General features: G+C 66.8%; 16 protein-coding genes and 1 riboswitch. Of the genes, 5 read left to right on the forward strand and 11 right to left on the reverse strand.

All coding sequences use genetic code 11. From position 1 onward, the window contains the following. The first annotated feature begins 76 nt into the window (after positions 1 to 76). A complete protein-coding gene (locus tag HMPREF9153_RS05460; RefSeq protein ID WP_004810220.1) occupies positions 77 to 1,528 on the forward strand; it encodes a catalase in 1,452 nt (483 codons plus the stop codon). A gap of 153 nt (positions 1,529 to 1,681) precedes the next feature. Here the strand turns inward: HMPREF9153_RS05460 and HMPREF9153_RS05465 are convergent, their stop codons facing one another. From HMPREF9153_RS05465 to HMPREF9153_RS05515, 11 genes are all read right to left on the reverse strand, one after another. Further along, on the reverse strand, positions 1,682 to 3,427 hold the full coding sequence (locus tag HMPREF9153_RS05465; RefSeq protein WP_004810222.1) for an ABC transporter ATP-binding protein: 1,746 nt from the start codon (positions 3,425 to 3,427) through the stop codon (positions 1,682 to 1,684). Further along, positions 3,424 to 5,058: an ABC transporter transmembrane domain-containing protein gene (locus tag HMPREF9153_RS05470; protein ID WP_171023439.1), complete on the reverse strand. Its 1,635-nt coding sequence runs from the start codon at positions 5,056 to 5,058 to the stop codon at positions 3,424 to 3,426. The genes HMPREF9153_RS05465 and HMPREF9153_RS05470 overlap by 4 nt, the downstream gene beginning before the upstream one ends. 134 nt (positions 5,059 to 5,192) lie before the next feature. Continuing rightward, the gene (locus tag HMPREF9153_RS05475) at positions 5,193 to 6,185 is read right to left on the reverse strand and encodes a magnesium chelatase ATPase subunit I (protein WP_004810226.1); all 993 of its coding nucleotides are present in this window, start codon (positions 6,183 to 6,185) and stop codon (positions 5,193 to 5,195) included. Position 6,186: 1 nt separating this feature from the next. Further along, entirely contained in the window at positions 6,187 to 8,151 is a 1,965-nt protein-coding gene (locus HMPREF9153_RS05480) for a magnesium chelatase subunit D family protein (protein WP_004810228.1), read from the reverse strand. Then, entirely contained in the window at positions 8,151 to 12,059 is a 3,909-nt protein-coding gene (cobN, locus tag HMPREF9153_RS05485) for a cobaltochelatase subunit CobN (RefSeq protein ID WP_004810230.1), read from the reverse strand. The genes HMPREF9153_RS05480 and cobN overlap by 1 nt, the downstream gene beginning before the upstream one ends. Beyond that, entirely contained in the window at positions 12,056 to 13,156 is a 1,101-nt protein-coding gene (locus HMPREF9153_RS05490) for a radical SAM/SPASM domain-containing protein (protein WP_004810231.1), read from the reverse strand. Before HMPREF9153_RS05490 ends, cobN begins: the two co-directional genes overlap by 4 nt. Continuing rightward, complete coding sequence (locus tag HMPREF9153_RS05495) at positions 13,153 to 14,154, reverse strand: ABC transporter ATP-binding protein (RefSeq protein ID WP_004810232.1); 1,002 nt, start codon at positions 14,152 to 14,154, stop codon at positions 13,153 to 13,155. The genes HMPREF9153_RS05490 and HMPREF9153_RS05495 overlap by 4 nt, the downstream gene beginning before the upstream one ends. Then, positions 14,151 to 15,224, reverse strand: coding sequence for a FecCD family ABC transporter permease (locus HMPREF9153_RS05500; protein ID WP_004810233.1), 1,074 nt, complete (start codon positions 15,222 to 15,224; stop codon positions 14,151 to 14,153). Before HMPREF9153_RS05500 ends, HMPREF9153_RS05495 begins: the two co-directional genes overlap by 4 nt. Then, positions 15,221 to 16,429 carry an ABC transporter substrate-binding protein gene (locus tag HMPREF9153_RS05505; protein WP_290127081.1) on the reverse strand — a complete coding sequence of 403 codons (1,209 nt, stop codon included), beginning with the start codon at positions 16,427 to 16,429 and terminating at the stop codon, positions 15,221 to 15,223. Before HMPREF9153_RS05505 ends, HMPREF9153_RS05500 begins: the two co-directional genes overlap by 4 nt. A 429-nt stretch (positions 16,430 to 16,858) precedes the next feature. After that, entirely contained in the window at positions 16,859 to 17,638 is a 780-nt protein-coding gene (locus HMPREF9153_RS05510; RefSeq protein WP_015583469.1) for an AIR synthase related protein, read from the reverse strand. A 61-nt stretch (positions 17,639 to 17,699) separates the two neighbouring features. Continuing rightward, complete coding sequence (locus tag HMPREF9153_RS05515) at positions 17,700 to 19,484, reverse strand: oleate hydratase (protein ID WP_004810236.1); 1,785 nt, start codon at positions 19,482 to 19,484, stop codon at positions 17,700 to 17,702. 181 nt (positions 19,485 to 19,665) lie between these two features. Then, positions 19,666 to 19,760: riboswitch (TPP riboswitch) on the forward strand. Between HMPREF9153_RS05515 and HMPREF9153_RS05520 the strand changes: the two genes are divergently transcribed. From HMPREF9153_RS05520 to HMPREF9153_RS05535, 4 genes are all read left to right on the forward strand, one after another. Continuing rightward, positions 19,743 to 21,323, forward strand: a complete 1,581-nt coding sequence (locus tag HMPREF9153_RS05520; RefSeq protein ID WP_004810237.1) for a bifunctional hydroxymethylpyrimidine kinase/phosphomethylpyrimidine kinase — start codon at positions 19,743 to 19,745, stop codon at positions 21,321 to 21,323. (Overlaps the previous riboswitch by 18 nt.) Positions 21,324 to 21,380: 57 nt before the next feature. Continuing rightward, positions 21,381 to 22,736 carry an MFS transporter gene (locus HMPREF9153_RS05525; protein ID WP_004810238.1) on the forward strand — a complete coding sequence of 452 codons (1,356 nt, stop codon included), beginning with the start codon at positions 21,381 to 21,383 and terminating at the stop codon, positions 22,734 to 22,736. Continuing rightward, on the forward strand, positions 22,733 to 23,503 hold the full coding sequence (gene thiM, locus HMPREF9153_RS05530) for a hydroxyethylthiazole kinase (protein WP_004810239.1): 771 nt from the start codon (positions 22,733 to 22,735) through the stop codon (positions 23,501 to 23,503). The genes HMPREF9153_RS05525 and thiM overlap by 4 nt, the downstream gene beginning before the upstream one ends. After that, positions 23,500 to 24,153 carry a thiamine phosphate synthase gene (locus tag HMPREF9153_RS05535; RefSeq protein ID WP_004810240.1) on the forward strand — a complete coding sequence of 218 codons (654 nt, stop codon included), beginning with the start codon at positions 23,500 to 23,502 and terminating at the stop codon, positions 24,151 to 24,153. Before thiM ends, HMPREF9153_RS05535 begins: the two co-directional genes overlap by 4 nt. The last annotated feature ends 36 nt before the right edge of the window (positions 24,154 to 24,189 follow it).

Consider the following 24,189-nt stretch of genomic DNA (forward strand, 5'->3'; position numbering starts at 1 on the left):
GGCGTCATCTGCTTGGAAGCGACCGCGTCAAGGGGCAGTGTGGAGACGATCACTCAACCCGTACGGAGAAGTCGTCATGCCCATTGATCCCAGTAAGCCGTCAACTAATACGAACGGTTCCCCCGCGCCCAGCGACGAATACTCCCTGACCGTCGGTGCCGACGGCCCAGTGCTGCTGCACGACGCCCACCTGATTGACACCCTGGCCCATTTCAACCGCGAGAACATCCCCGAGCGCAAGCCGCACGCCAAGGGATCGGGGGCCTTCGGACACTTCGAGACCACCGCTGACGTCTCGGAGTACACCAAGGCCGGCTTCCTGCAGAAGGGCAAGGAAACCCCGATGCTGGCTCGTTTCTCCACGGTCGCCGGTGAACTCGGTAGCCCCGACACGTGGCGTGACGTCCGTGGATTCTCGCTGAAGTTCTACACCGACGAAGGCAACTTCGACATGGTTGGCAACAACACCCCGGTGTTCTTCATGCGCGACCCGATGAAGTTCCCCCACTTCATTCGCTCACAGAAGCGCCTGCCAAACTCTGGCCTGCGCAGCCCCAACATGATGTACGACTACTGGAGCCTCTCCCCGGAGTCGGCCCACCAGGTCGCCTACCTCATGGGCCCGCGAGGCATTCCGCTCAGCTACCGCACCATGAACGGCTACTCCTCGCACACCTACTCGTGGGTGAACGCCGAGGGGAAGATCACCTGGGTGAAGTACCACTTCATTAGCGACCAGGGCGTCCACACCATGACCGCCGATCAGGCCAAGGCCGTCGTCGGGGATCACCCGGACCTCCACCGCGAGGATCTGTTCAATCACATTGCTGACGGCGATCACCCGTCTTGGACCGTCAAGGTGCAGTTGATGCCCTACGACGATGCCAAGGACTACCGCTTTAATCCCTTCGACATCACCAAGGTGTGGCCACACAAGGACTATCCGCTGCACACCATCGGCAGGTTCACCCTGGACCGCAACCCGGAGAACTTCTTCGCCGAGATCGAGCAGGCGGCCTTCTCCCCGTCCAACACCGTCGAGGGCACCGGCCTCTCGCCCGACCGTATGTTGTTGAGCCGCGCCTTCGCCTACAACGATGCCGCCCGCAACCGTCTGGGCGTCAACTACGAGCAGCTTCCCGTGAACCGTCCGACCGTCGCGACGAATCAGTACACCTTCGACGGCCAAATGACCTACGAGCATGCCGGCTCGGCCCCGACCTACGCCCCGAACTCCTACGGTCGCGACCACGCCACCGGCTACCGTGCCGGGTCGGAGGTCACCTGGGAGACCGACGGCGAGCTCGTTCGTGCCGCTCAGACCCTTCACTCCGAGGACGACGACTTCGGCCAGGCCCACACCTTGGTCCACGACGTCTTCTCCGAGCAGGAGCGCGACGAGCTGGTGGAGACCCTCGTCGATCTGCTGACGAACTTCGACATGGAGGAGCCGGTCATCGGCAACACCCTGACCTATTGGCGCAATATCGACGCTGGTATCGCCGACAGGGTCGAATCCACGATGTGACGCCACTGTGACTCACAGGTGGTCCCCGGGGAATTTGCGGTTCCCCGGGTACCATTTCTTTTCGGCCACGCCAGCCGCCGGGCTTTCAGGGCGCAGGTGGCATTCGGTGGCGCAGCTGTCAGACGGTGGCGCAGGTGCATGCTCGGCAGCGGCTCAGTGCTGGCTCGACCACACCTGCCACAGGCGGGCGAAGGGCCCGTCCCCACGGCGCAGGTGGTCAGGAGGCCCGACCTCCACGATCCGCCCGTCCTCCATGACCGCGACCTCGTCAGCCATGGCCACCTGGGACAGTCGGTGAGCCACCACCAGGGCCGTGCGTCCCTTGACCGCCTCGGCGGCGGCTCGGTCGAGGGCAGCCGCTCCCGAACTTCCGGCCTCGGCCGTCGCCTCGTCCAAGATGATGACCGGGGGATCGGCCAGCAAGGCCCGTGCCAGCGCCACCTGTTGAGCCTGGGCCGGGGAGAGTCGAGTTCCCAACCGTCCCACCACAGTGTCGACGCCATCGGGCAATGCCCCAACCCAGTCGGCACCGACCTGCTCCAGAGCCTTCAGCACTGCATCGCGAACCTGGTCATCGGGCCAGTCGTCGGCCGATGCCGGCAACCCCAGGGCGACGTCGTCGAGAAGACTGCCCGAGAAGGTGTGGATCTCCTGGCTGATGAGCACGGTTCGAGCCTGGCTTGGGGACATGACGACCTCACCAGCCCGAGGTTCCAGCAACCCTGCCACGAGCGCTGCCAGGGTCGACTTGCCAGCACCGGATTCCCCGACGAGAACCATGGTGTGCCCGGCAGGAATGTCCAAGCTCACCTCGTGCAGCACGTCCGGACCGTCCTGATAGCCGAAACTCAGCCCCTCCACGTGAACCGACGACGGGCCCTGGTGGGTGTGCTCGACGACGGTCGGTTCCTCGTGACGGGCGTGGATCACACCCACTACCCGCTGCAGGCATACCCAGGCAGCCTGCAGGTTGTTGAGGAACATCAGCAGGAACCGTACCGGGGAGAACAGCCTCAGCAGCACCAGGACTGCCGTCGCCGCCGCACCGACGCTGAGCTTGTTGCTGGTGACGAGTAGGTATCCCGTCCAGGCGACGCCGATGGTCGCCACGGCCTCACCGGCCAGCAGTCTGATGACGAGCCTGTTCCCGAGGAACCGTCCGCGCAGGTTCCAGCGGATGGCCTGCCAGGATCCGCCCGCCACCGTCCGAATACGCAGATTCTCCAGCCCAAAGGCCCGCACCACGTCAAGGCCGTGGATGGTCGAGAGGATGTGCTGGGACTGGGTTGTCGAGGCCCGCCTCTCAGCGCGATACACGGGCGGGGCAGTCCGCAGGAACTCCCGGATGGCCAGGCCGTAGAGCACGGCGGCGAGGAGCACCGGGATGAAGAAGGCCGGATGCAGACTGGCCAATGCACTCACTGACACGATCACCATGATCATGGTGTTGACAAGGCGCGGAAGGGCGCCATTCGCCGCGTCGCGTACCGCTTGGACGTCGTCGGACGCGCGTGAGACTAGGTCGGCGGTACCCGCCCGCTCCACCCGCTGCTGGTCCAGCCCCAGGCCGGCCCGGATCATCGACTCCCGCAACCGGGTGACGATAGTCGTGAAGAAGGACGGCGTCAGTGCCTGGGCGACGCCGTTGCAGATTCCCGACCCGATCACCGCGCCGGCCATGACGAGGGCCGGGGAGAGCAGGGACGAGGGCGAACGGCGGGCCCGAGCGGCGTCGATGATCCATCCGGTCGCCATCGGTACAGCCAGGTCCAGCAGGGCCGCCGCCGTGATGACCACGATCGCGCCGACGAAGTACCCGCGCACGCCGCGTGCCGCCCGGTGGACCTCGTGACGAACCTGGGCGACAGAGGCGAGTGGCAGCCAACGAGGAGTGCTCATGACAACATCCCCCGGTAATCCTCGCGGGTCAGCAATTCGCGATGTGGAGCGCGGGCGACTTCGTGGCCGTCACCGTCGAGCATGACGACCTCATCCATGCAGTCCAGCAGGGCCGGGGACGTGGTGGCGATGACGGTGGTGCGTCCCCGCCGCAACTCCTGCAGCCGTTCAGCGATGGTGGCGGTCGTGGCGGCGTCGATGCTGGTGGTGGGATCGATCAGCACCAGACCGTCAGGGGAGTGCAGCAGGGCTCGCGCCAGGGCCAGGCGCTGACGCTGACCTCCGGAGACATGGCGTCCGCCCTCCCCGACCTCGGTCTCCAGACCGCGCGGCAGCGCTTTCGCGACGGCGTCCAGGGCGGCGGCGTTGACGACAGCATTGAGTTTGGCAACCGTCGTCTGGCGATCCAGCACGATGTTGGCCCGCGCGGTGTCGTCGAAGAGTTCCGGGGCGCGTGGAGCCACCAGGACCAGACGACGTCGCTGGGACGGGTTGAGACGACTGGCCGGCACCCCGTTGAGCAGGGTTTTCGGCCCGTGGTCGATGGCGTCAGCCAGTGCGTCGCAGACTTGCTGCGGGGCGACGATCCCCAGGTGTGTCCCGGCCGGGACGTCCAGACAGAAGTCCGGCTCCTCGACTGGAACCCGTAGCCAGACCGGGCCGTCTCCGGGAGTGGTGCGGGCCCCGTCGTCGGGATGGACCGGCCAGGCCGCAGGGCTGTCACGCAGCTCGCAGAGCCTGTCCCCGGAGGCGTTGGCGCTGGATAGCATCGTTGCGGCGTCGACGCCCAGGGCTCGTAGCGGCGGCCCAAGGGTCTGCGCCAGACCCACCACGGTGACGAGCTGCCCGACGCTGATGTGACCCGTGAGGGCGAGCCACCCGGCCAGCACCGTAAGGGCGGTGATGAACACGCCGACCGAGGCGTTGATGGTGCCGGTGTAGACCCCCTTGATCCGACGGTTGCGCAGGGTGGCCGCCAGCCCCTCCCGACTCGCCGCGCGGAATCTCTCGGTGGCGCGGTGCTCGGCCGACAGTCCCTGGATGACGCGCAGCCCGCTGGTGAGATCGGCTGCGGACCCGGCCACCGCGGCCTCGGCCCGCCGCTCTCGGCGGGTGCTGCGCTTGACCGGGGCGACCCCCTTGACCGACAACAGGATGAGCAGCGGGACGATGCACACCGTCGCCAGTGCCAACCACCCGTTGATGAGAGCCATCGCGACGAGGGAACCGAGCAGGGTGACGGCGTTGCCGGGGATCGAGGTCAGGGCGATGAAGGCTCGCGACACCGCCCGGACGTCGGTGACGACGACGGCGAGAAGATCACCGGGAAGACGGGACGTCCCACCTATTCCCCCCGGAGCAGTGATCCGATCGAGGGCCTGGACACGGAGGTCGTGCTCGGCCAGCCCGGCCCCGACATTGGTCTGCATCCGCACCGTCTGGGCCACCGCACGGACCACGTAGGCCAGCGCAACCAGGGTCAGCCAGCCGGCAAGGGCAGCAGCATTGGCCGCGACCACTCCGTCATCAATGGCGCGGCCGAGGGCCATCGGCACCCCGATGTTGACCAGGCTGACGAAGGCTGAGGCGATCGACCCCGGCAGCAGCCACCGCTTCCCGTCGTGAGACATCTGACGCACCACGGCCCGCCCGTCGTGGACCTCGTCGAGGTCGATGAGAGGGACGTCGATGGGCGGCGGGGTCTGTCTGGGGATGTGTGGAAGCCAACTCAGCCTCGGCTGCCAGTGCCGACGGGGAGTACGTATCACGCTGCTCCCGGACCGCCGACCGACTCGAGGGGACGCCGCCTCATGCGGTGTGGCAGGACGAGCCGGGCGGACTGGGTGAGGTCGTCGGTGGTGATCTCGGTGCGTCCGTTCCACGCCGCCAGGGTGCGTGCGGCCCTCACCATCATGATGTCGGCCCGGTGGCCGTCGACATGGGCGTTGATGCAGGTGCGGGCGACCGTCATGAGGGTCTCGTCGTCGATCTGTACCTCCTTGACGAGCTCGGTGGCCCGTCCGATCCTCTTGCTGGTCTCGTGACCTTCCTGTTCCCACTTGCGTGAGAAGCCGGTCGGATCGTCCTCGAAGGCCAGACGGCGCCGGATGACCTCGATGCGCTTCTCGGGGTCGTCCTCACCTCCGACGGTGACGCACAGTCCGAACCGGTCGAGCAGTTGGGGACGCAGTTCTCCCTCCTCGGGGTTCATGGTGCCGACCAGAGTGAATCGCGCCGGATGGGTCACGCTGACGCCCTCGCGCTCGACGGTGTTGACCCCCATCGCGGCCGAGTCCAGCAGCAGGTCGACGATGTGGTCGTCGAGGAGGTTGACCTCGTCGACGTAGAGGATCGCGCGGTGGGCCGCGGCCAGCAGACCGGGCTCGAAGCGGCGTCGCCCCTCGCGCAGGGCCGTCTCCATGTCGAGGGTTCCGGTGACGCGGTCCTCGGTGGCTCCCACCGGCAGCTCGACCACGGGCACCCGGACGGTGCGCGGCTCGGGTATGGTCTCGGGCAGCCCGAGCTCGGTAGCGTGGACCGGATACTCCTCGGGGGACAGGTGGTAGGCCCCGGGAACCTCCTGGTGCTCCGGGAGCAGGGCTGCCAGGCCACGCACCGCCGTGGACTTCGCGGTTCCCTTCTCGCCGCGGATGAGTACCCCGGACAGATCGGGGCTGATCGAGGCGAGGATGAGGGCCAGCTTCATCTCCTCCTGTCCGACGATGGCGCAGAAGGGGTAGACGGGGCGTTGTGCCATGTCAGCGGTCCTTTCGGGGTTGGGTCGGGTCGAGTTGGGAGACGACGTTCACGAGGTCGTCGGCACGTAGGTCGTCGATGCGCAGGCAGGGTCCGCCCAGGGCCATCGCGATGTCGTTGGCCCTGGACAGTTGGATGCCGCGGGGGTCTTCGGTGTCGATGACGACCCAGCTGAGACGCCGGTCGGCACCGATCTCGTCCGCCACCTTGAGGGCTTCGTCGGTGGCGCGGGAGTTGGGTTTGCCGTCCAGATCGACGTTGCCGCGTCCGTCGGTGACGAGCACCAACAGCGGACGCAGACCGGGGTCCTTGAGCAGCAGGGGCCGGACGACCTCGCAGGCCGTCACGAGCCCAGCCGCCAGAGGAGTGCGACCGCCGACGGGAAGCTCGGCCAGGCCGCGTTGGGCGACCTCCACCGAGGAGGTCACCGGGACGAGCACCTCGGCCCGGTCGCGGCGGAAACCGATGAGGCAGACCCGGTCACGCTTGACGTAGGCGTCGAGCAGCAGGGAGAGGATGGCCCCCTTGGAGGCGGTCATCCGGCCCCGTGACCCCATCGACCCGGAGGCGTCGACGACGAGGATGACGCAGGAGGCCGACCGTCCGGTCCTCACCTTGGCCCGCCAGTCAACCGGCTCGACGTGGACCGCCATCGCGGGGCGATTCGGGTCGGCTCGGCGTGACCTCTGGTGCACCGCGGCGGCACGCAGGGTGGCGTCCAGGGCAAGGTCGTCGGGGACGGTCGTGAGGCGGGCCGAGATGTAACGACCGCGTCGATCCTTGCTGCGGGTACGCAGGCGTCGTCCGGAGGCGCGGCGCGCCAGACGATCCTGACCGGGTTCCAGAGGCCGAATGGCGAAAGGATCTCCGATGGCAGCGACCTGTTCCCCGGGGTTGGGCTGTTGGTTCGGCTGGTCGGTCTGGTCATCAGGATCTGCGTGGTCATCGGGTTGCTGGTCGTCCTGACTACTGGTTGGGGGAGCATCATCCTCGTCCTGCGACCCGTTCTCCACATCGTCGCTGGGGCCAGGGTCGGGCTGATCAGGCCGTTGATCTGGTTGGTTGGGCTGCTGGTCCTCGGACTGCTCCTGCTGTGGCGGTTCCGGTGGCGGTGGCGGGTCCGACGGGGTCTCGTCGCGGCGGCGATGCCGCAGCACCATCTCGCTGACCGCAAGCACGTCGTCCTCGGTGGCGACCCCGCGGCCGGCCAGGGCGGCGTGGGCTCGGGTGGCCTCCGCCATGACGATGTCGGCCCGGTGGCCGGCGACGTGGTTTTGCCGGCACAGTGAGGAGATGAGTTCGGTGACGACGTTGTCGAGGCGCTCCCCGTTGACCATTCCGCGGGCCCGTTCGATGACATCAGCCTGACGACCTTGCTCCTCCCGCCACGTCGAGAGGAAAGCAGCGGGGTCGGCGTCGTGGTCGAGCCGACGCCGGATGATCTCGGCGCGAGTGTCCGGGTCCGACTCGCCGTGCACCTCGACGCACAGTCCGAACCGGTCCAGCAACTGGGGGCGCAGAGCACCTTCCTCCGGGTTCATGGTCCCGACCAGGACGAATCGGCTGGCCAGGGTGGCCGTCAGGCCCTCCCGCTCCACCCGGAACGTACCGGCGCAGGCGTCGATGACGAGGTCGACGAGGTGGTCGTCGAGGAGGTTGACCTCGTCGACGTAGAGCACCCCGCCGTCGACCTCGCTCAGCAGGCCCGGCTGGAGTACTGGCCGGCCCGACGTCAGGGTGGCCTCCAGGTCGAGTCCTCCGACGAGACGATCCTCGGTGGCGCCCAGGGCCAACGTCCTCATCACCTGACTCGGCAGCAGCTCTGCCAGACCACGGACCACCGTCGACTTGGCCGTCCCCTTCTCACCACTGAGGACGACCCCGCCGATACGGGGGTTGACCGCGCACAACAGCAGGGCAAGTTTCGTCTCGTCCTGTCTGACGATGGCGGTGAAAGGGTAGGTCATCAGGCCAACCCCAGCCCGGCCAGGTCGAGCCCACCATCAGCGGTCACGGACGCAGAGCGCGTCGCAGCGGCGGACGGGTGCGGGTCGTCGGAGACCTCCTCGATGGTCCCCTCGATGTCGGCGTAGGTGTCCTGCAACTCCTCGACGGTGCCCGGGTCGGCCTGCCAGATGTTGCGCTGGGCGGCGTCAAGGAGCTTGTCCACGATGTTGTGCAGGGCGTGCGGGTTGACCTCGTGGAACCACTCCTGCATCGCCGGGTCGAGGGCATAACGACGCGCCACCTTCTCCCACAGGCCGTCGTCGACGACGTCGGCGGTGGCGTCCCAGCCGATGAGGATGTCGAGCACCTTGGACAGGTCCCCGGCCCCTTTGTACCCGTGGCGCTGCAGACCCTCGATCCACGACGGGTTGAGGATTCGGGAGCGCAGGATGATCCGGGCCTCCTGCGTGGTGGTGCGTGTGGCGATCCGGGCGGGATCGGAGGAGTCACCCACGAACGACATCGGTGCCTCACCGCGCACCGTCGTCGCAGCGGCGATGAGCCCGCCGTAGTAGTTGTAGAAGTCGGTGCAGCTGAGCATGTCGTACTCGCGGGTGTCCTCGTTCTTGACGGTGACGTCCATCCGCGACAACGCAGCGGTGAATCTCTCGGGCTCCACGTCCCCGAACACCCCCTCGCCGTAGGCGTGGGAGGAGGCCGCGATGTAGGCCCGACCCAGATCGGCCTTGTCCTGCCACGCCTTGGTCTCGATGAGTTCCTCCACATCAGCGCCGTATCCGCCGGGTGGGCAACCGAAGACCCGCAGTGTCGCCTTGCGACGAGCCTGCTCGACGTCGATCCCGCGAGCGATCATGTCGGCGACGTCGGCCTCGACGTGGGCGCGCAACATGTTGTCGTCGTCGGCCTCCGGCAGGGCGGCGACCATCCGGACCGCCCGGTCGACTATCTCGACGAGGTTGGGGAGGGTGTCCCGGAAGAGCCCCGAGATGCGCGGGGAGACGTCGATGCGAGGGCGCCCCAGCTCGACCGGGTCGATGATCTGCAGCCCGCTGACAAGGCCCGATGACTCCCAGATCGGACGCACCCCCATGAGGTACAGGATCTCGGCGATGTCGGCCCCGCCGCTGCGCATGTTGGCCGTCCCCCACACCACGACCCCGACGGTGCGCGGCCAGGGCTGGTCGGGGTGGGCCTCGGCGTACCCGGCGAGCAACTGGTCGGCCAGCTCGACCCCTTCCAGCCATCCGGTTGGTGTCGGCATGGCCTCGGGATCCAGGGAGAAGAAATTCCGACCGGTCGGCAGGATGTGGGCGTTACCCCGGCTGGGTGCCCCCGACGGTCCAGGAGACACGAATCCGCCGTCCAGAGCCGTCATGATCGACTCGATCTCGTCCCGGGTGGCGTCCAGACGCGGCATGAGGTCGGTGATGACCCAGGTGAGGGTCTCGACGACATCCCCGCGTTCGGCGCCGAGTTGTTCGAGACTCATCTGGACCGCCAGGTCTCGGGCTTTGTTGGCGTCGAAGCATCCGCCGTGGTGACAGGCGATGACCGGGGCCAGCAGGTCGACACACTGCTGGTGGGCAGCTTCCATGATCCCGCGTCCGGTCAGGCCATCCGGCAGGTCGGCGGTGACGGTGACCGGCTCGCCAGCCTTCGCGCTGACCTCGTCGAGACTCGTCCCCCAGGCGTCCAGCACCGCTTCCCGCAGGGACGGCACGTGGCCGTTGGACTGACGGGTCAACTGGGCGACGTACTCCACCTCGGCCGCGGCGGGGTCGTCCTGGTCGGCGACGAGCTGTCCGAGCACGTGCAGACCGTCGGAGATCTCGCGGTCCTGCAGCTCGAGCAGGTGGTGATGGACCTTGTCGAGCAGCTGGACGGGGTCGGTGTCGACGTCCTCGGGGGCCAGCCCCAGATCAGTGTCCAGACCGGCCTCCACGACGGCGCCCCACACCTGTTCGGCGACGAGACGGGCGCGCTGCGGGCTCTGTGACTCCGCCCCGGCGTGTTCGCGCAGGATCCGGTCGATCTCGGCGGTGGAGTCGTACAGACCTGCCTGACGCATGGGAGGGGTGAGGTGGTCGACGAGGGCGGCGGCGCTGCGTCTCTTGGCTTGGGTGCCCTCGCCGGGATTGTTGATGATGTACGGGTAGATGTTGACCAACCGGTCCAAGGCGAGTTCCGGGTAGCACTCCTCGGACAGGCCCAGCCCCTTGCCGGGAAGCCATTCCAGGCTGCCGTGGGTGCCGACGTGGATGACGGCGTCGGCCTTGAAGACGTCACGGATCCAGCGGTAGTGGGCCAGGTAGTGGTGCGGGGGAGGCAACACCGGGTCGTGGATGACGGAATCCGTGACGGCCTCGAAGTTCCCGCGCGGCGGCTGAATCGTCAGCAGCACGTTGCCGTCGAGGTGACCGGCGAAGGAGAACTCGTCGTCGTGGACGAAGAGGGTTCCTGGGTGCGGCCCCCAGTTGCGGTCCATGCACTCCCGTACGGACTCCGGCAGTGCCCGGTACCAGGGGCGGGAAGTCTCCAGATCGGCGTGGGCCTCGGCGCGGTCGTGCATCTGTTCGGGAGTAAGCCAGCGCTGGTCGCAGGTCAGGCAGGACAGCAGCACCTGGGCGATGTCGTCGGCATGGTCGAACTGTTCCGGGACGTCGTACCCCTCATCGGCCATCCGGATGAGCAGTTGGCGCACTGACTCGAAGGTGTCCAGCCCCGTCGCACAGCCGATGCGGTCGTTGCGTGGCGGGTGGTGGTGGAAGACGATCGCGACCTTGCGCTGGTTGGCCGGGGTGCGGGCCAGGCGAGCCCAGGACAGAGCCAGCTCGGCCATCGCCTCGGGGCGTCCCGGGACCGGGATCATGCGAGGAACGATGGCTCCGGTGAGTTCGTCGACCTCGTCGGTTTCCCGGGTGGCGAGGAACTTGGTGATGAGGGCGCCGTCGAGCTCCGGTTGGGCGGCCTGGGTGGCGATGTCCATCGACCCCATGCCCTGGGCGGTGGCCTCCCACACGGCCCGCGGTGCATAGGAGGTGAGGGCATGCAGCACACTGACGCCCAGGTTCGGGTAGGCGTTGGCATTGGCGGGGACGCCGGCCGTCATCGACATCCCGTGGACGTCGACGAGGGTGTCGATGATCCGGTTGCCCTTCTCGTCGTGCAGCAGGGTCTCCAAAGTTTGGGCCATACCCATGTTCCCGCGCCGGGAGTCGGGCAGACGCAGGCAGAAGAAGGGGACGGTGTTGGCGCCAAGCTCCTCGACGGCCTCGACGAGGGCCCGGATGTGCGCGGTGTCGTGCTCCAACCAGTAGCTGCGCGGGAAGGTGATCCCGATGGTGGGACGGTCGGGGTTCAGGTGGTGCTGGTAATCGGCCAAGCTCGTGAACAGGCCGTGACGCGGATGCCAGATTCCCTCGGTGGGGGCACGGACGACCTCGGGGACGGGCACGTTCCCACCCGTCACCCGGTCGGCGAGGACTCGTAGCGCCGCCTCGACGTTGTCCGGACCGCTCATCCCCAGCAGACCGATGAGCCCTTTCCAGGTGCCGTCGGCGAGGCCGCTGGCCCATTTCTGGGCGGCGAGCAGGCCGTCGTCGTCACCGGAGGTGGGTTGGATGTGGATCCACGGCAGCGACAGTCCGGAGTCGCGACGGTCCTGCCAGGCCTCGACCAGGTCCGACCACGCCGGGCAGGACCCCGTCCCGCCATGGAAACTCAGTACGACGGCGTCACTGCGAGCGGCTGCTCGAGCAAAGGCGCGGGACAGCTCCGGATCGATGAGTTGCTCCTTGGTGCGGCCGAAGAGGGTGACGTCGAGGCCGTCAGCCCTCATCCGTGAGAGCGCCTGGCTGACGAGGGTGAGTTCGCCTCCGGTGGCTGAGAAGAAACACAGGGTGGTCATGATGCGGTCTCCAGACGGGCGAGGGTGTCGTCGATGAGGCAGGTGAGTGGGGTGCGAGCCTGCTCCGGGTCGGCGAGGTTGTTGGCCTCGACACGGGAGGGGCAGTCGCCGGGACAGCGGCCGGCCAGGGCGCAGCGATGGCATGGTCCGCGCAAGGTGTGGACGTCCTGGGAGAAACGGTGTTTGAGGCGGTCCCAGTCGACGTCGTGGACGGTTCCGGCCCGGGATGCCGGGTCCCCGACGGACTGGGAGCAGGGGTAGACGCTGCCGTCCGGGACCACCGCCATGGATTCCCCGACAGCTGCGTGGCAGTAGGGACGGTTGGACACCGACAGCGGAAGCAGGGTGCGACCGGAGGGGTCGACAGTGGTGGGTGTGTTCGCCGGGGAGCGATGCATAGCAGCCCGGACGGTCTCCAGTTCCCGCCAGACCAGGGGTCTCGCCCGCATCGCGTTGACCTGGGTCAGGCGTCGGTACAGGGCGGTGATCCCTCCGACGACGGCGTCATCGGAGGGGACGAGATCGCCTCTGCCCGCCGCGCTGCCGATCCCCACCAGTGGGTCGAGGCCGAACCCGGTGACATTGGGCAGTCCCCCCAGGGTGACGGCCAGTTCGTCGAGGTGGTCGATGTTGAGGGCCGAGAGCACCGTCGTCACTCGTACCGGGATGTCGGCTCGGGCCAGGGCGAGCAGACCCCGGAAGGTCGGGGCCGCCGAACCGCGGGCTCTCTCCTGCACCTGCGGTGGACCGTCGACGCTCACCCCGACACGCACGTTACGGCGTGTGAACATGGCAATGATCTCGTCGTCGAGGCGTGCTGCGTTGGTCTGGATGCCACAGGTGACCCGTCCACCTCGGATGGCCGCAACTCTCTCGGCGACGTGCTCGATGAGGGAGGGCACCAGGGTGGGCTCACCACCGGCCAACTGCACATGGGCTGGCTGGCCGGTCGTACGAACCCCCTCGGCGAGAAGATCCAGGGAGGCATCGGCGACCTCGGTCGGCATCCGACCGCCCCGGCGCTCCCGGCGGTAGCAGTAGGGGCAGGCAAGGTCGCAGGCGGCGGTGGGCCACAGCACGAGGTAGCGGACAGTCATGACCTGCTGACCTCCTGTTGACGTCCGACGAGGTGATCATGGAGTTGTGACAGGGTTGGCACGACGCGGTCATCCACCACCCAGCCACCGTTGGTCACGCTCACCGTGACGCTGGCGTCCGCAGGGTCCTGGACCACCCGGTATCCGGATCGTGCCAAGGTGTGATGAGCAAGGTCGGCATCCACCCCTGACCCCACAACCCGCGCCGTGGGGCATCCGTCGTCGGACTGCCAGAAAGTGAGGGTGTGGAGGTCGAAGGTGATCCCCTCGGTGCGGAAGGCCTCCTCGAGGGCGCCGGTACGGGCCAGGTCCTCCGGGGCGCCGATCGTCACGTCAGTGCCGTGCCCAGCCACCCACAGGGTGTCGGCGTAACGCATCACCGGCTCGATGTCGTGGCTGCACACCACGACGGCGATGTCCCTCGCCGTGCACACCTCGCGTAGCATTCCGAGCAGGGCGATACGGCCCGGCGGATCGAGGAAGGAGGTTGGCTCGTCGAGCAGCAGGACGGACGGCTCCTGGGCCAGTGCCCGAGCCACCATGACCCGCTGACGCTGTCCGTCCGACAACTCGCCGACGAAGTCCTCGGCCAACTCGGTGGCCCCCACCGCCGCCAAGGACTCGTCGATGACGGCCTGATCATGGGGGCGCAGCCGACCTCCGATTCCGGAATGGGGGTGACGTCCCAGCGAGACGACATCCCTGGAGGTGAGGCGGGCGACCGAGACCCGGTCGGTCAGCACCGTGGAGAGGGTCTGGGCGATCTGACGGCGAGACATCTTTGACGTCGATGTGCCATTGAGGGATACCTCGCCACCCAGAACGGGCTGCAAGCCGGCCACCGACCGCAGCAGGGTTGACTTGCCGGCCCCGTTGGGGCCGACCAGCCCGATCATTCGACCGGCCTCCAACGACCCTGTCACCCCCGACAGCACCGTCGTGACGTGGCGGCCCGAACGGTACCCGACCGTCAGGTTCGACAGTGTGAGACCGGTCATGTCGCCTCCGCCTCTCGATACCAGCGCACCAGGATGACCATGACGACCGGCGCCCCGAACACCGCGTTGACGGCGTTGACGGGCAGCACGTCGTCGCCGGGCAACTGCGCCAGGATGTCGGCCATCAACGCAAGGGAACCGCCGGTGAGGATGCATCCGGGCAGCAGATGACGATGATCGGCCCTCCCAAGCACCCCACGCGTCAGATGTGGGATCGCGATGCCCAGGAAACTGATCGGCCCGCAGAACGCGGTGGCGGCACCGGCGAGGATGGCGGTGCTCGCCACCAACAGGGTGCGCACCACCTTGAGGTTCATCCCCATCGTCTGGGCATACCGTTCTCCCAGCAACAAGGCGTTGAGCGGTTTGGCGAGCAGCATGCTGGCCAGGATCATGATGACCATGATCGGAGCCATCGCCTTGAGGTTCTCCCATGTCACGCCGTGGTAGCTGCCGAACTGCCAGCGGGTGTACTGGGCGACGAGTTCAGGACTGGCTCGTGACAGCAGGACGGTGACCCCGGAGGACACGAAGTAGCCGATCATGACGCCGAGCAGCAACAGGATCGTCGAGGAGTGGATGAACCGGCCGGCCAGCATGACGATGAACAGCACGACTGCCGCCCCCAGCGCGGCGGCAACCATGATCAACAGATCGGGACCGATGCCCAGTCCGGAGGCGAAAGTTGCCGCACCCGCCGACGACGTCGTGCCGAGCACGACGAGGGCGACGCCGAGGCTGGCACCCGAGGAGATGCCGAGCACATAAGGATCAGCCAGCGGGTTGCGGAACAGGGTCTGCATCTCCAGGCCGGCAATCCCCAGGGCCGCCCCGACCAGCAGGGCGGTGATGGTGCGTGGCTCCCGGACGTCCTGGACGATCGTCAGGGACACCGGGTCGACGTCGGTGCCCCCGGAGATGATCGTCATGACGTCGTCGAGGGGAATGTTCACCGATCCCAGGGTCAGCCCGGCCATCGCCACCAGGATGAAGATCACTCCGAGGATCGCGAAGCGGACGGGCAGCGGCAGTCCACGCCGCCGTTGCGTCGTCCGGTGTGCTGCGGTCACTTGGTCGGGGCCTTCTTGTAGAAGGTGAACTCATGGTTCGGACTGAGCTCAGGGTGCAGGATGGCGGACAGGTCTGCCAGCACCAGATCAGGACGGACGACGCCGGTCTGCCAGTAGTCGTTGCCGTGCTTCGGGTCGGCACGCAGGACGGCGTTCCAGACGGTGCCGGTGCGTACCGCCTTGAGGGCCTTCATGCGCGGGTCGTCCTTGACGATGGTCGGGATGGAGGCCTTCTGCGACTCATTGATCTGGCCATCGATCCAGAAGTCGGCGTCATGGGCCCTTTTGAGGACCGTCTCGGTGTCCAGCTTCGACGAGACCACGCCGTGGACGTCCTTGAAGACGTACTCACCGCCAGCGTCACGCAGGAACTGGATGGAGTAGTTCTCGTTGGACTTGATGTACCAGACCCCCTTGAACTGGGAGCCGTAGAGCACGATGGGTCGCGTCTTGACCTTGGAGGTGAGCTGGGCCGTCTCGTGGTACTTCTTGGCGATCTCGTCGTACTTCTCATTGGCGACCTTCTCCGCATTGACAAAGAGGGCGTCGTACTTGATCCACTCGGCCCGTCCCAGCGGGGTGTTCTCGAGGAAGTCGGGCTCGGCGACGACCGGTGTGCCCATCTCCCTGACCTTGGCAAACTTGCTGGGGTCGTCGTGGCCGCTGATGATGAACAGATCAGGACGTAGGGCGGCCAGCTTCTCGGTGTTGACCTCAGTGGTGCCGTCCCCGACGCCGAAGTCAGCGACATGAGCGTCCTTGAGGGCCTGACGGGTCTTTGGGTCACCGACCATGTCCACGCTGGCCATTCCGATCACGGCGTCCAGCTTGTTCATCATCTGGAACTTCATCGGCTCGGTCGTTGATCCAAGAGCAACCCTGGTGGTGGGGACGGTGATCTTCTGCGCTTTGGCGAGGTCACCGTTCAGCTTCGGCTGCGGAGCGCCGCACTGCACCAGGACGTACTTGGTCTCCTTGGACGAGGTACTCGACGGGTTCTTGACCGTCACCACCTTGTAGGACTTGTGGTAGGTGACGGTGAGGCCGCGGGCGTCGCTGAAGGTCGCCTTGTCGGGGAAGTAGTCCTTCGAGGAGTCGAAGTCCTTGATGCAGCCGGGCATGCTGTCGCCGGTGTTGGCGGAGGAGGATGTCGTTGGCCTGTCGCCTGAAGTGGTCCTGTCCTCGGAGCCCGAACATCCTGCCAGTGCGAGGCTGGGGGCAACGAGGAGGGTGATGAGGGCCGAGATCCTTCTCGGCGTAGTCTTCGTCTTCGGAGTACTCACGCGGTTCTCCCTGCGGTCATGCCGCAGGACTCACGGTGGCACCCGCGTCGTGTGCCCGGCAGACTCCTACGGCGAGAGTCGTTACTTGCCACTCCGTAGGGAGTCGACCGGACTGAGCTGTGAGGCATCACCGTTGCGCGACAGTGTCGGATTCCCACCGACTTCGCTCACTAAGGAGTACCCCGGACCGAGTCCGATTCGAGGCAATCGCACATTAACACCCCGTGTCAACGGCGGTGAGCAAGGGGTATGACACACGGAGCTGCCAAGAATTGGCCCAAAATCACGATGGTGACGTCACCATCGCGATTTCTTGGCAGCTCCGTGTGGTAATCCTCAGGTATCGAGTCCTCAGGATCCCGATGCGAGCCGACCGATGACCTCCCACGGCCGATGCGGGGCCACCACACCGTGTAGCTCCTCGACGTCGCCCCGATCACAGGCCAGTTCGAGGCAGGTCGAGGGCCCTCCGGAGCGAGCCAGGTCAACCTCCACGTCCCGAAACTCGGCCCGTAACCCCGCGGTGGAGGCGAGCTGTGCGGCCTCCCACGCCACCCCGTGTGAACCCACCGGGACGCAGTCGTGAACCTTCCCGGAGGCCACCAGGTCTCGCACCTCCGCGAGTGGCACGATCTCGCGCCGGCCAGGGGCGACGTCGTCATCAGGGGCCGAGACGGGAGTCCCGACGCAGACCAGCACGTCACCGTCATGGGCCCGGGGGAGTTCTCCCTCTGGCATGACGCCGATGACTGTCACGCCAATCCCGGTCTGGGTCGTCGCGACGTTGTCCTCCGTCGAGCCCGTGACCGCCGTGGGGTCAATCCCGACGGCGGCCGCGCAGCGTCGGAACTCCTCGATCATGGGCTGGGCTGACTCCCAGTCCTGGCACAGGGTGTTGACGAGGACGAGAGGACGCGCACCGGCGCACATCACCTCCAGGAGGGGTACCCGCGCTCCCAGATGAGCGCACCACACCGGGTCAGCTGGGTAGGAGTCGTCAGGACGCGGGCCGATCCCACCGATGGTGTCACAGGCGATGACCAGACGAGAAGCCGGGACATCAGCCACCAGCAGGTCACGCAGCCTCGTGACGGGTAGGGGGGATGAGGGGAGATGGTTCGGGGCGGTCACGGTGTCATTCAACCGCGACCGCCCCGAAGTTGCACTGGAAGGACGTCATGACGTCAGCACGTCACGGCAGGATGTCCTCGTAGTAGGTATTGCGCAGCAGGACCGACAACAGTCGACCACCGGGCAGGTGCCCGTCGTTGAGTGTCTTGGCGGAGGCCAGCAGAGAACGGATGTCGTATTGAGCAGGCCATGTCGGTGGGATGTCGCGGTCGAGGTTGAGCAGCCCGTAGACAGCCATCATGGCGGTACGAGCCGATCCTTCGACGGTGAAGATGCAGTCGTCCGGGGTTTCGACGAACTGGCCCAGGCAGGCCAGGTTGACGCAACCGTCCGGGATGACCTCCGGGCGATCTCCCTTGCCACGAGGCATGAAGAAGGCTGTGATCCACGGCATCGTCGCAATGCGAACCTTGGTGCGAGCCTTGATCTCCTCGAACTGGTCGAGCAGACCGAAGTGATAGCAGTACTCCTTGAGCAGTTCCTCTCCGGTGCACTCCAGCATCGGCTTCTTGACGATGTCGCCCTTCTCGAACGGGTACAGGCCGTAGGCCCAGGCGACGCCCCAGTCCTTCGGCTGATCGTGGAACTGTGGCTGACGGTTCATCGTCAGCGAGATGCACCACGACGAGTCCTCGGCGGTGATGATGCCGCCGGTGACCGTGCGTCCGGACAGTGGATCGTTGCCCGTCAGTTCCCTGATCTTCTGGAGGAATGGATGGTCCTCACCGATGAAGTTGAAGCTGATCGACTGCCACACCGTCTTGTCGGCGTCGCTGCAGAAGACGTCGGGACGACCGAACACGGCGGAACGACGGACCAGGTTGCGCCACAGCTCCCAGCCGGCGACCTCGTCCTTGTTGTAGGGGGCGGGGTGGTCCATGTCGCCGTAGCCGGTGCACTCGGTCAGTGAACCGTTCGTGACGAAGACGAGGTCCTTCGGGGTCATGTCGATGCGATGTTCGCCGCCCTCCTTGTCGCGCCACAGAATGCCTCGGGCGACCTTGCGGTGAGCAGTGATCTCCAGGTCGACGTCGTAGACCAAGGTGTCGTACTGGAACTTCACGCCGCGCTCGGTCAGCCACTTCATGAGCGGGACGACGAAGGAGTCGTACTGGTTGTAGCGGCTGAACCGCAGGCAGGAGAGGTCCGAGAATCCGGGCAGCAGGTGGAGGAAGCGGTGCATGTAGCGCTTGAACTCGGTCAGGGACTGCCACTGCTCGAAGGCGAACATCGTCTTCCACAGTGTGTAGAAGGTGGAGTGCAGGAAGTCTTCGTCGAACCAGTCCTCGATGGACTTGTAGTAAGTGTCGGACTCCTTGGCCAGCAGCAGCTTTAGGACGGCGAGCTGGCCTTTCTTGTTGATGCCCATCTTGTAGGCCGAACGTTTCTGGCCCTGGTTGTTGATGATGCGGCAGTGGTTGACGTTCGGATCGTTCTCGTTGACGATCCGGAACTCGTCCATGACGCTGTAGGGCTCGGGCATCTCGAGGGCCGGGATGTCCTTCATGACGTCCCAGAAGCACTCGAAGTGTTGCTCCATCTCACGACCGCCACGGGCGATGAAGCCCTTCTCGGTGTCGCCGTCGCCGTCGAAGGCGCCGCCGGGCTGGTGGAGCTCCTCGAGGATCGTGATGTTCTCGGCAGGCATCTTGGCGTCACGGATGAGGAAGACGGCTGCCGTCAGTGCAGCGATACCAGAGCCGACCAGGTATGCCTTGCGCTCAGCGATGTCGTCCGGGGGCACCGGGTGGTTCATGGTGTAACGACCGAGGTCGTTGTGAACGAACGAGTTGCCATCCGGGCTGACCGGGAAGCTGCGCTGATAAATCTTTTGGCAGTTCGTCATGATTCACTCCTCATACGACTTCGCCGGAAGTTCTCCGGTGAACTTCGACTAGCCTCACGATAGCGCCGGAAGGGTGTGATGGAATGCCCTCTTTTTGAGACTTTCGTAAGAGTTTTCTTGAGCGTTCTTCGTCGTCGGGACTCGGGGTGCAGTGCCTTGTCGCAGTCGGGTGCCATACTTATCGCTGGACACGGGGTGCGCCGTATCGGCGCTGAGATCACACCCGTGGAACCTGATCTAGTTCGTACTGGCGAAGGGATGTCCGAGATGGCTTCTTCCACCCCCAGAAACCCGTCGCAGGGCTCAGTCCCGCGCGTCCTCTCCATCGCGGGAACGGATCCCTCCGGGGGTGCCGGCACTGCTGCCGACACCAAGTCCATCACCGCGGCCGGTGGGTACGCGATGGCCGTCGTCACCGCCCTGGTTGCCCAGAACACTCAAGGGGTGCGCGCGATCCACACCCCACCCACCGAGTTCCTGAGGCAGCAGTTGGCGGCAGTCAGCGATGACGTGGCGATCGACGCCGTCAAGACCGGCATGCTCGGAACGGTCGAGATCATCGACACGGTCGCCAGATTCCTCGACGAGCACCGCCCGCCCGTTGTCGTCGTCGATCCGGTCATGGTCGCCACCAGCGGAGACCGGCTCCTCGCCCCTGACGCCGAGGCTGCCATGCGCGAGTTCTGTCGCCGGGCAACCGTCGTCACCCCGAACATTCCCGAGCTCGCAGTGCTGTGCGAGACCGGACCGGCGAAGGGCGCCGAGGAAGCCCTGGAACAGGCGCGCGGCTGGGCCAAGGAGACCGGGGTCGCCGTCGTCGTCAAGACCGGCCATCTCGACTCCCGGCGTGTCGACAACATCTGGGTGGGCTCGGAAGGGACGACGTACACCGCGCAGAGCACCCGGGTGGAGACGACGAACACCCACGGCACCGGATGCTCGCTCTCCTCGGCTCTGGCGACCCGGCTGGGTGCAGGGGATGCTCCCGGCGAGGCCCTGGGATGGGTCACCGACTGGTTGCACGAGGCGATTCTGCACGGGTCAGAGCTGAAGGTTGGCCGGGGACACGGTCCGGTCGACCACTCCCACCGGGCACGACGGCTGTCCGCCGATGCCTCGGCGGTGGCTTGGTTCGGGCCGATCGAGCCGCTGGAGTCTCCCAAGGCCCTCGTCGGTTCGGCGGGGTCAGCACCCACTGCTGCGGTGGACCCGGTTGGTCCGTGGACGACGGCCCTGTGGCAGGCCAGCGCGGATCTGGCCCGTCAGATCCAGGGATCGGACTTCGTCGCTGCCCTCGTCGATGGCACCTTAACGGGTCACGCCTTCAACTTCTACCTCGGTCAGGACGCCCGATATCTGGCCTGCTATTCACGAGCCCTGGCCGCTCTGGCTGCTCGCGCCGTCGACCCGCAGGACGCGGCGTGGTGGGCGCAGTCGTCCGAGACCTGCATCGTCGAGGAGGCTGCCCTGCACCGCACCTGGTTGGAGGGACGCGATCAGGCTCCGGCCGGCCCGGTGACGACGGCGTACACGAATTTCCTGCTGGCACACACTCTGGGTGACGACTACGTCGTCGGGGTGGCGTCCGTCCTGCCCTGCTTCTGGCTGTATGCCCAGGTGGGAGCCGGGTTGCCGCAGGTTCCGGAAGGCCATCCCTATGCGTTGTGGCTCGACACCTACCGGGCCCCGGGGTTTGTCGAGGCTACCTCGCACACCCTCGTCGTCGTGGAGAAGGCCTTCGAACAAGCTGGTCCGACTGCTCGGGCACGTGCTGCCCATGCCTATCTGACGGCCTGTCGTCATGAGTTGGAGTTCTTCGACCAGGCGATGCGTGTCTGAGCCGCCATCGCCCCGCTCCAGACCGCACCATCCACACTTGTTCAAGGACTTGCCCTCATGACCACGGCAACATCACTGCCCACCGTTCCGAACACCTCGTCGAAGGGGACGATGCCACCCGAAGGACGGGCCGCTCTGCGGGCCGGCGTCGTCGGCAACTGGATTGACAACATTCACGTCTTCCTACCCCTGACGGCCCTCGCCCCCGCGATGGTGGTGCTCGCCGGCCCCTCGGCCAGCGCCTCCGTCGGCGCCCTCGTCGTCATCGCCATGCTGCTGGGACGTCCCCTCGGCGGGATGATCTTCGGACGGATCTCCGACCGGCTGGGACGCACCCGTACCACCCGCCTGGCCATTGCCGGCACCGCGACCTGCGCCGGGCTCATCGCCGTCATGCCCACCCACCAGCTCATCGGGCCGTGGACGATCGGGCTCATCCTGCTGCTGCGATTCCTGGGCGGGATCTTCGTCGCCGGTGAGTACTCCGCCGCCATCCCGCTGGCGATGGAATGGTCATCTCCCAAGAAACGCGGCTTGGCGTCCGGGGTCATCCTGTCGATGGCTCCCTGGGCCCAGGCGTCAATCGCCTTCGCCGTCGCCGTCATGCTGGCCGCTCTCGGGCCGGACCGCTACGCCGCATGGGGATGGCGCATCCTCTTCGTCATCGGTGCTGCGATGAGCATCGGGATGATCATCTATTATTCCCGGCGGGTCTGCGACGCTCCTCTCCTCCACCGCACCCATGATTCCAGGGATGCCTGGAAGACCCCGACTCCCGGTGTGCGTGAGGTCATCGCCGGGGCGTGGGCGCCGGCCTTCTGGCAGGTCTTCACCCTCATGACGGGGCTGTGGCTGCTCACCGACACCACCGTGCTGATCCTCACCGCGCGACTGCGCACCGACGCCGGGCTGACGGCTACGGCGACCTCCTGGGTGATGGGAGTCGCCTCCGTTGGTCAGGCGATCTTCATGGCGCTGGCCGGGCACTGGTCCACGAGGGTGGGACGACGCCGTCTGCTGGTGTGCTGGGGAATCAGTGCCGCGGTGCTCGGCCCGCTGCTGTGGTGGGGAGCGATCAGTTCCGCATCAGCAGGCAGGGCAGCCGTCTTCGCCGTCGCCCTCCAGGTGGCGACGGTGTCGGCCTACGGTCCCATCTCGGCCTACCTGTCTGAGAGGTTCCCCACCGAGGTGCGCTCCACCGGCTACGGCATGGGGTACAGCCTGTCCCTCATCCTGCCGGCGCTGTACCCGTTCTACCTGCCGGGGCTGGAGGGCGTGTTCGGGCATCTCGGGGCAGTGCTCGTGCTCGTCGTCCTCGGTGGTTTGCTGGTAGTGCTCGGTGCCGTCCTCGGCCCGCGGCTGTCGGGGGCTGACATCGACGCTGACATCGACGAGGTGGCGAGGGTGGCATGACGATTGACGAGGTGGTGGCGGCTGCTCGACGCAATCCGCCCATGGTTCACTGCCTCACCGCGACGGTGAGTATGTCCTTGGTGGCCGATGGCCTGTTGGCGGCGGGGTTGCGTCCGATGATGACGGAGACCCTCGAGGAGGCCCCGGTCGTCGTCACGGCCGCCGACGCCCTGTCGGTCAACCTGGGCACCCTGTCGACCGATGGCATGGTCGGCATCCCCGCCACCGTCGCCGCTCGTCCTGACGGCGTCCCGTGGGTCCTCGACCCGACGGCGATCGGGCTGGCGCCGGTGCGTACCCGGATGGCTCGCGACTTCCTGGACGAGGGACCTGACGTCGTCAAGGGGAATGCCTCCGAGATCCTCGCCCTCGTGGGAGGACGAGGGGGACGCGGAGCCGACTCGGCGGATGCCCCCGAGCACGCCGTCGACGCAGCTGTCGAGGTGGCGCGACGGACCGGGGGAGTCGTCGTGGTGTCGGGGCCGACGGATGTCGTCGTCACCACCGATGGGGTGGCCGAGAAGATCTCCAGAGGCCATCCGTTCATGGCCCGGGTGACCGGGACCGGCTGCCTACTGGGCGCGTTGACCGCGGGGTGCCTGGTGGCCACCGATGATCCGGTGCAGGCCGCCGTGACGGCCGTGACCTGGTTCGACGTCGCCGGTGAGGTCGCGGCGGCCCGTGCCGGCGGACCCGGTACTTTTCGTGTGCAACTGCTCGACGCCCTCGACGAGGTCGCGAGAACCGGAGTGGAGGAGACGAGATGACCCTGGACCTGCGCTGTTACCTGGTGACCTCGGGAACCGACCGTCACACCGTCGAGACGGCTGCGTTGGCTGCTGGGGCAGGCGCCGGCATCGTCCAGGTGAGAGCCAAGACCCTGGCGACCCGAGACCTCTTGTCGCTGGTTCTCCAGGTCGGCGAGGCGGTGCGTCGTGCGAACCCGGAGACGCGGGTTGTCGTCGATGATCGAGCCGACGTCGCCTGGGCGGCGATGCGCGCCCGCGGTAACGTCCACGGGGTGCATCTGGGGGTCGAGGACCTTCCGGTACGTGACGCCAGGGCCATGCTCGGGCCCGACGCCATCGTGGGTTACACCACCGGAACCCTGGACCTGGTGAGGTCGGCCGAGCCCCTCGCGGACGCCCTGGACTACCTGGGTGCCGGGCCTTTCCGACCCACCCCGACGAAGGACTCCGGACGCCCACCGCTGGGGGTGGAGGGGTACCCGGCCCTGGTGCAGGCGAGCTCTCGGCCCGTCGTCGCCATCGGGGACGTCCAGGTTGACGACGTGGCTGCGCTGGCGACAACCGGCATCGCAGGGGTTGCCATGGTGCGCGCCGTGATGGCCGCTGACGATCCCGCCGCGGTGGTCGCGCAGGCCATCGCGGCCTTCGATCGTGGCCGGGAGGGCTGATTCCCCTGAGCCGAACGGTGACGCACGTCACACTTT

This window comes from Cutibacterium avidum ATCC 25577 (genome assembly GCF_000227295.1).
Classification (GTDB): domain Bacteria; phylum Actinomycetota; class Actinomycetes; order Propionibacteriales; family Propionibacteriaceae; genus Cutibacterium; species Cutibacterium avidum.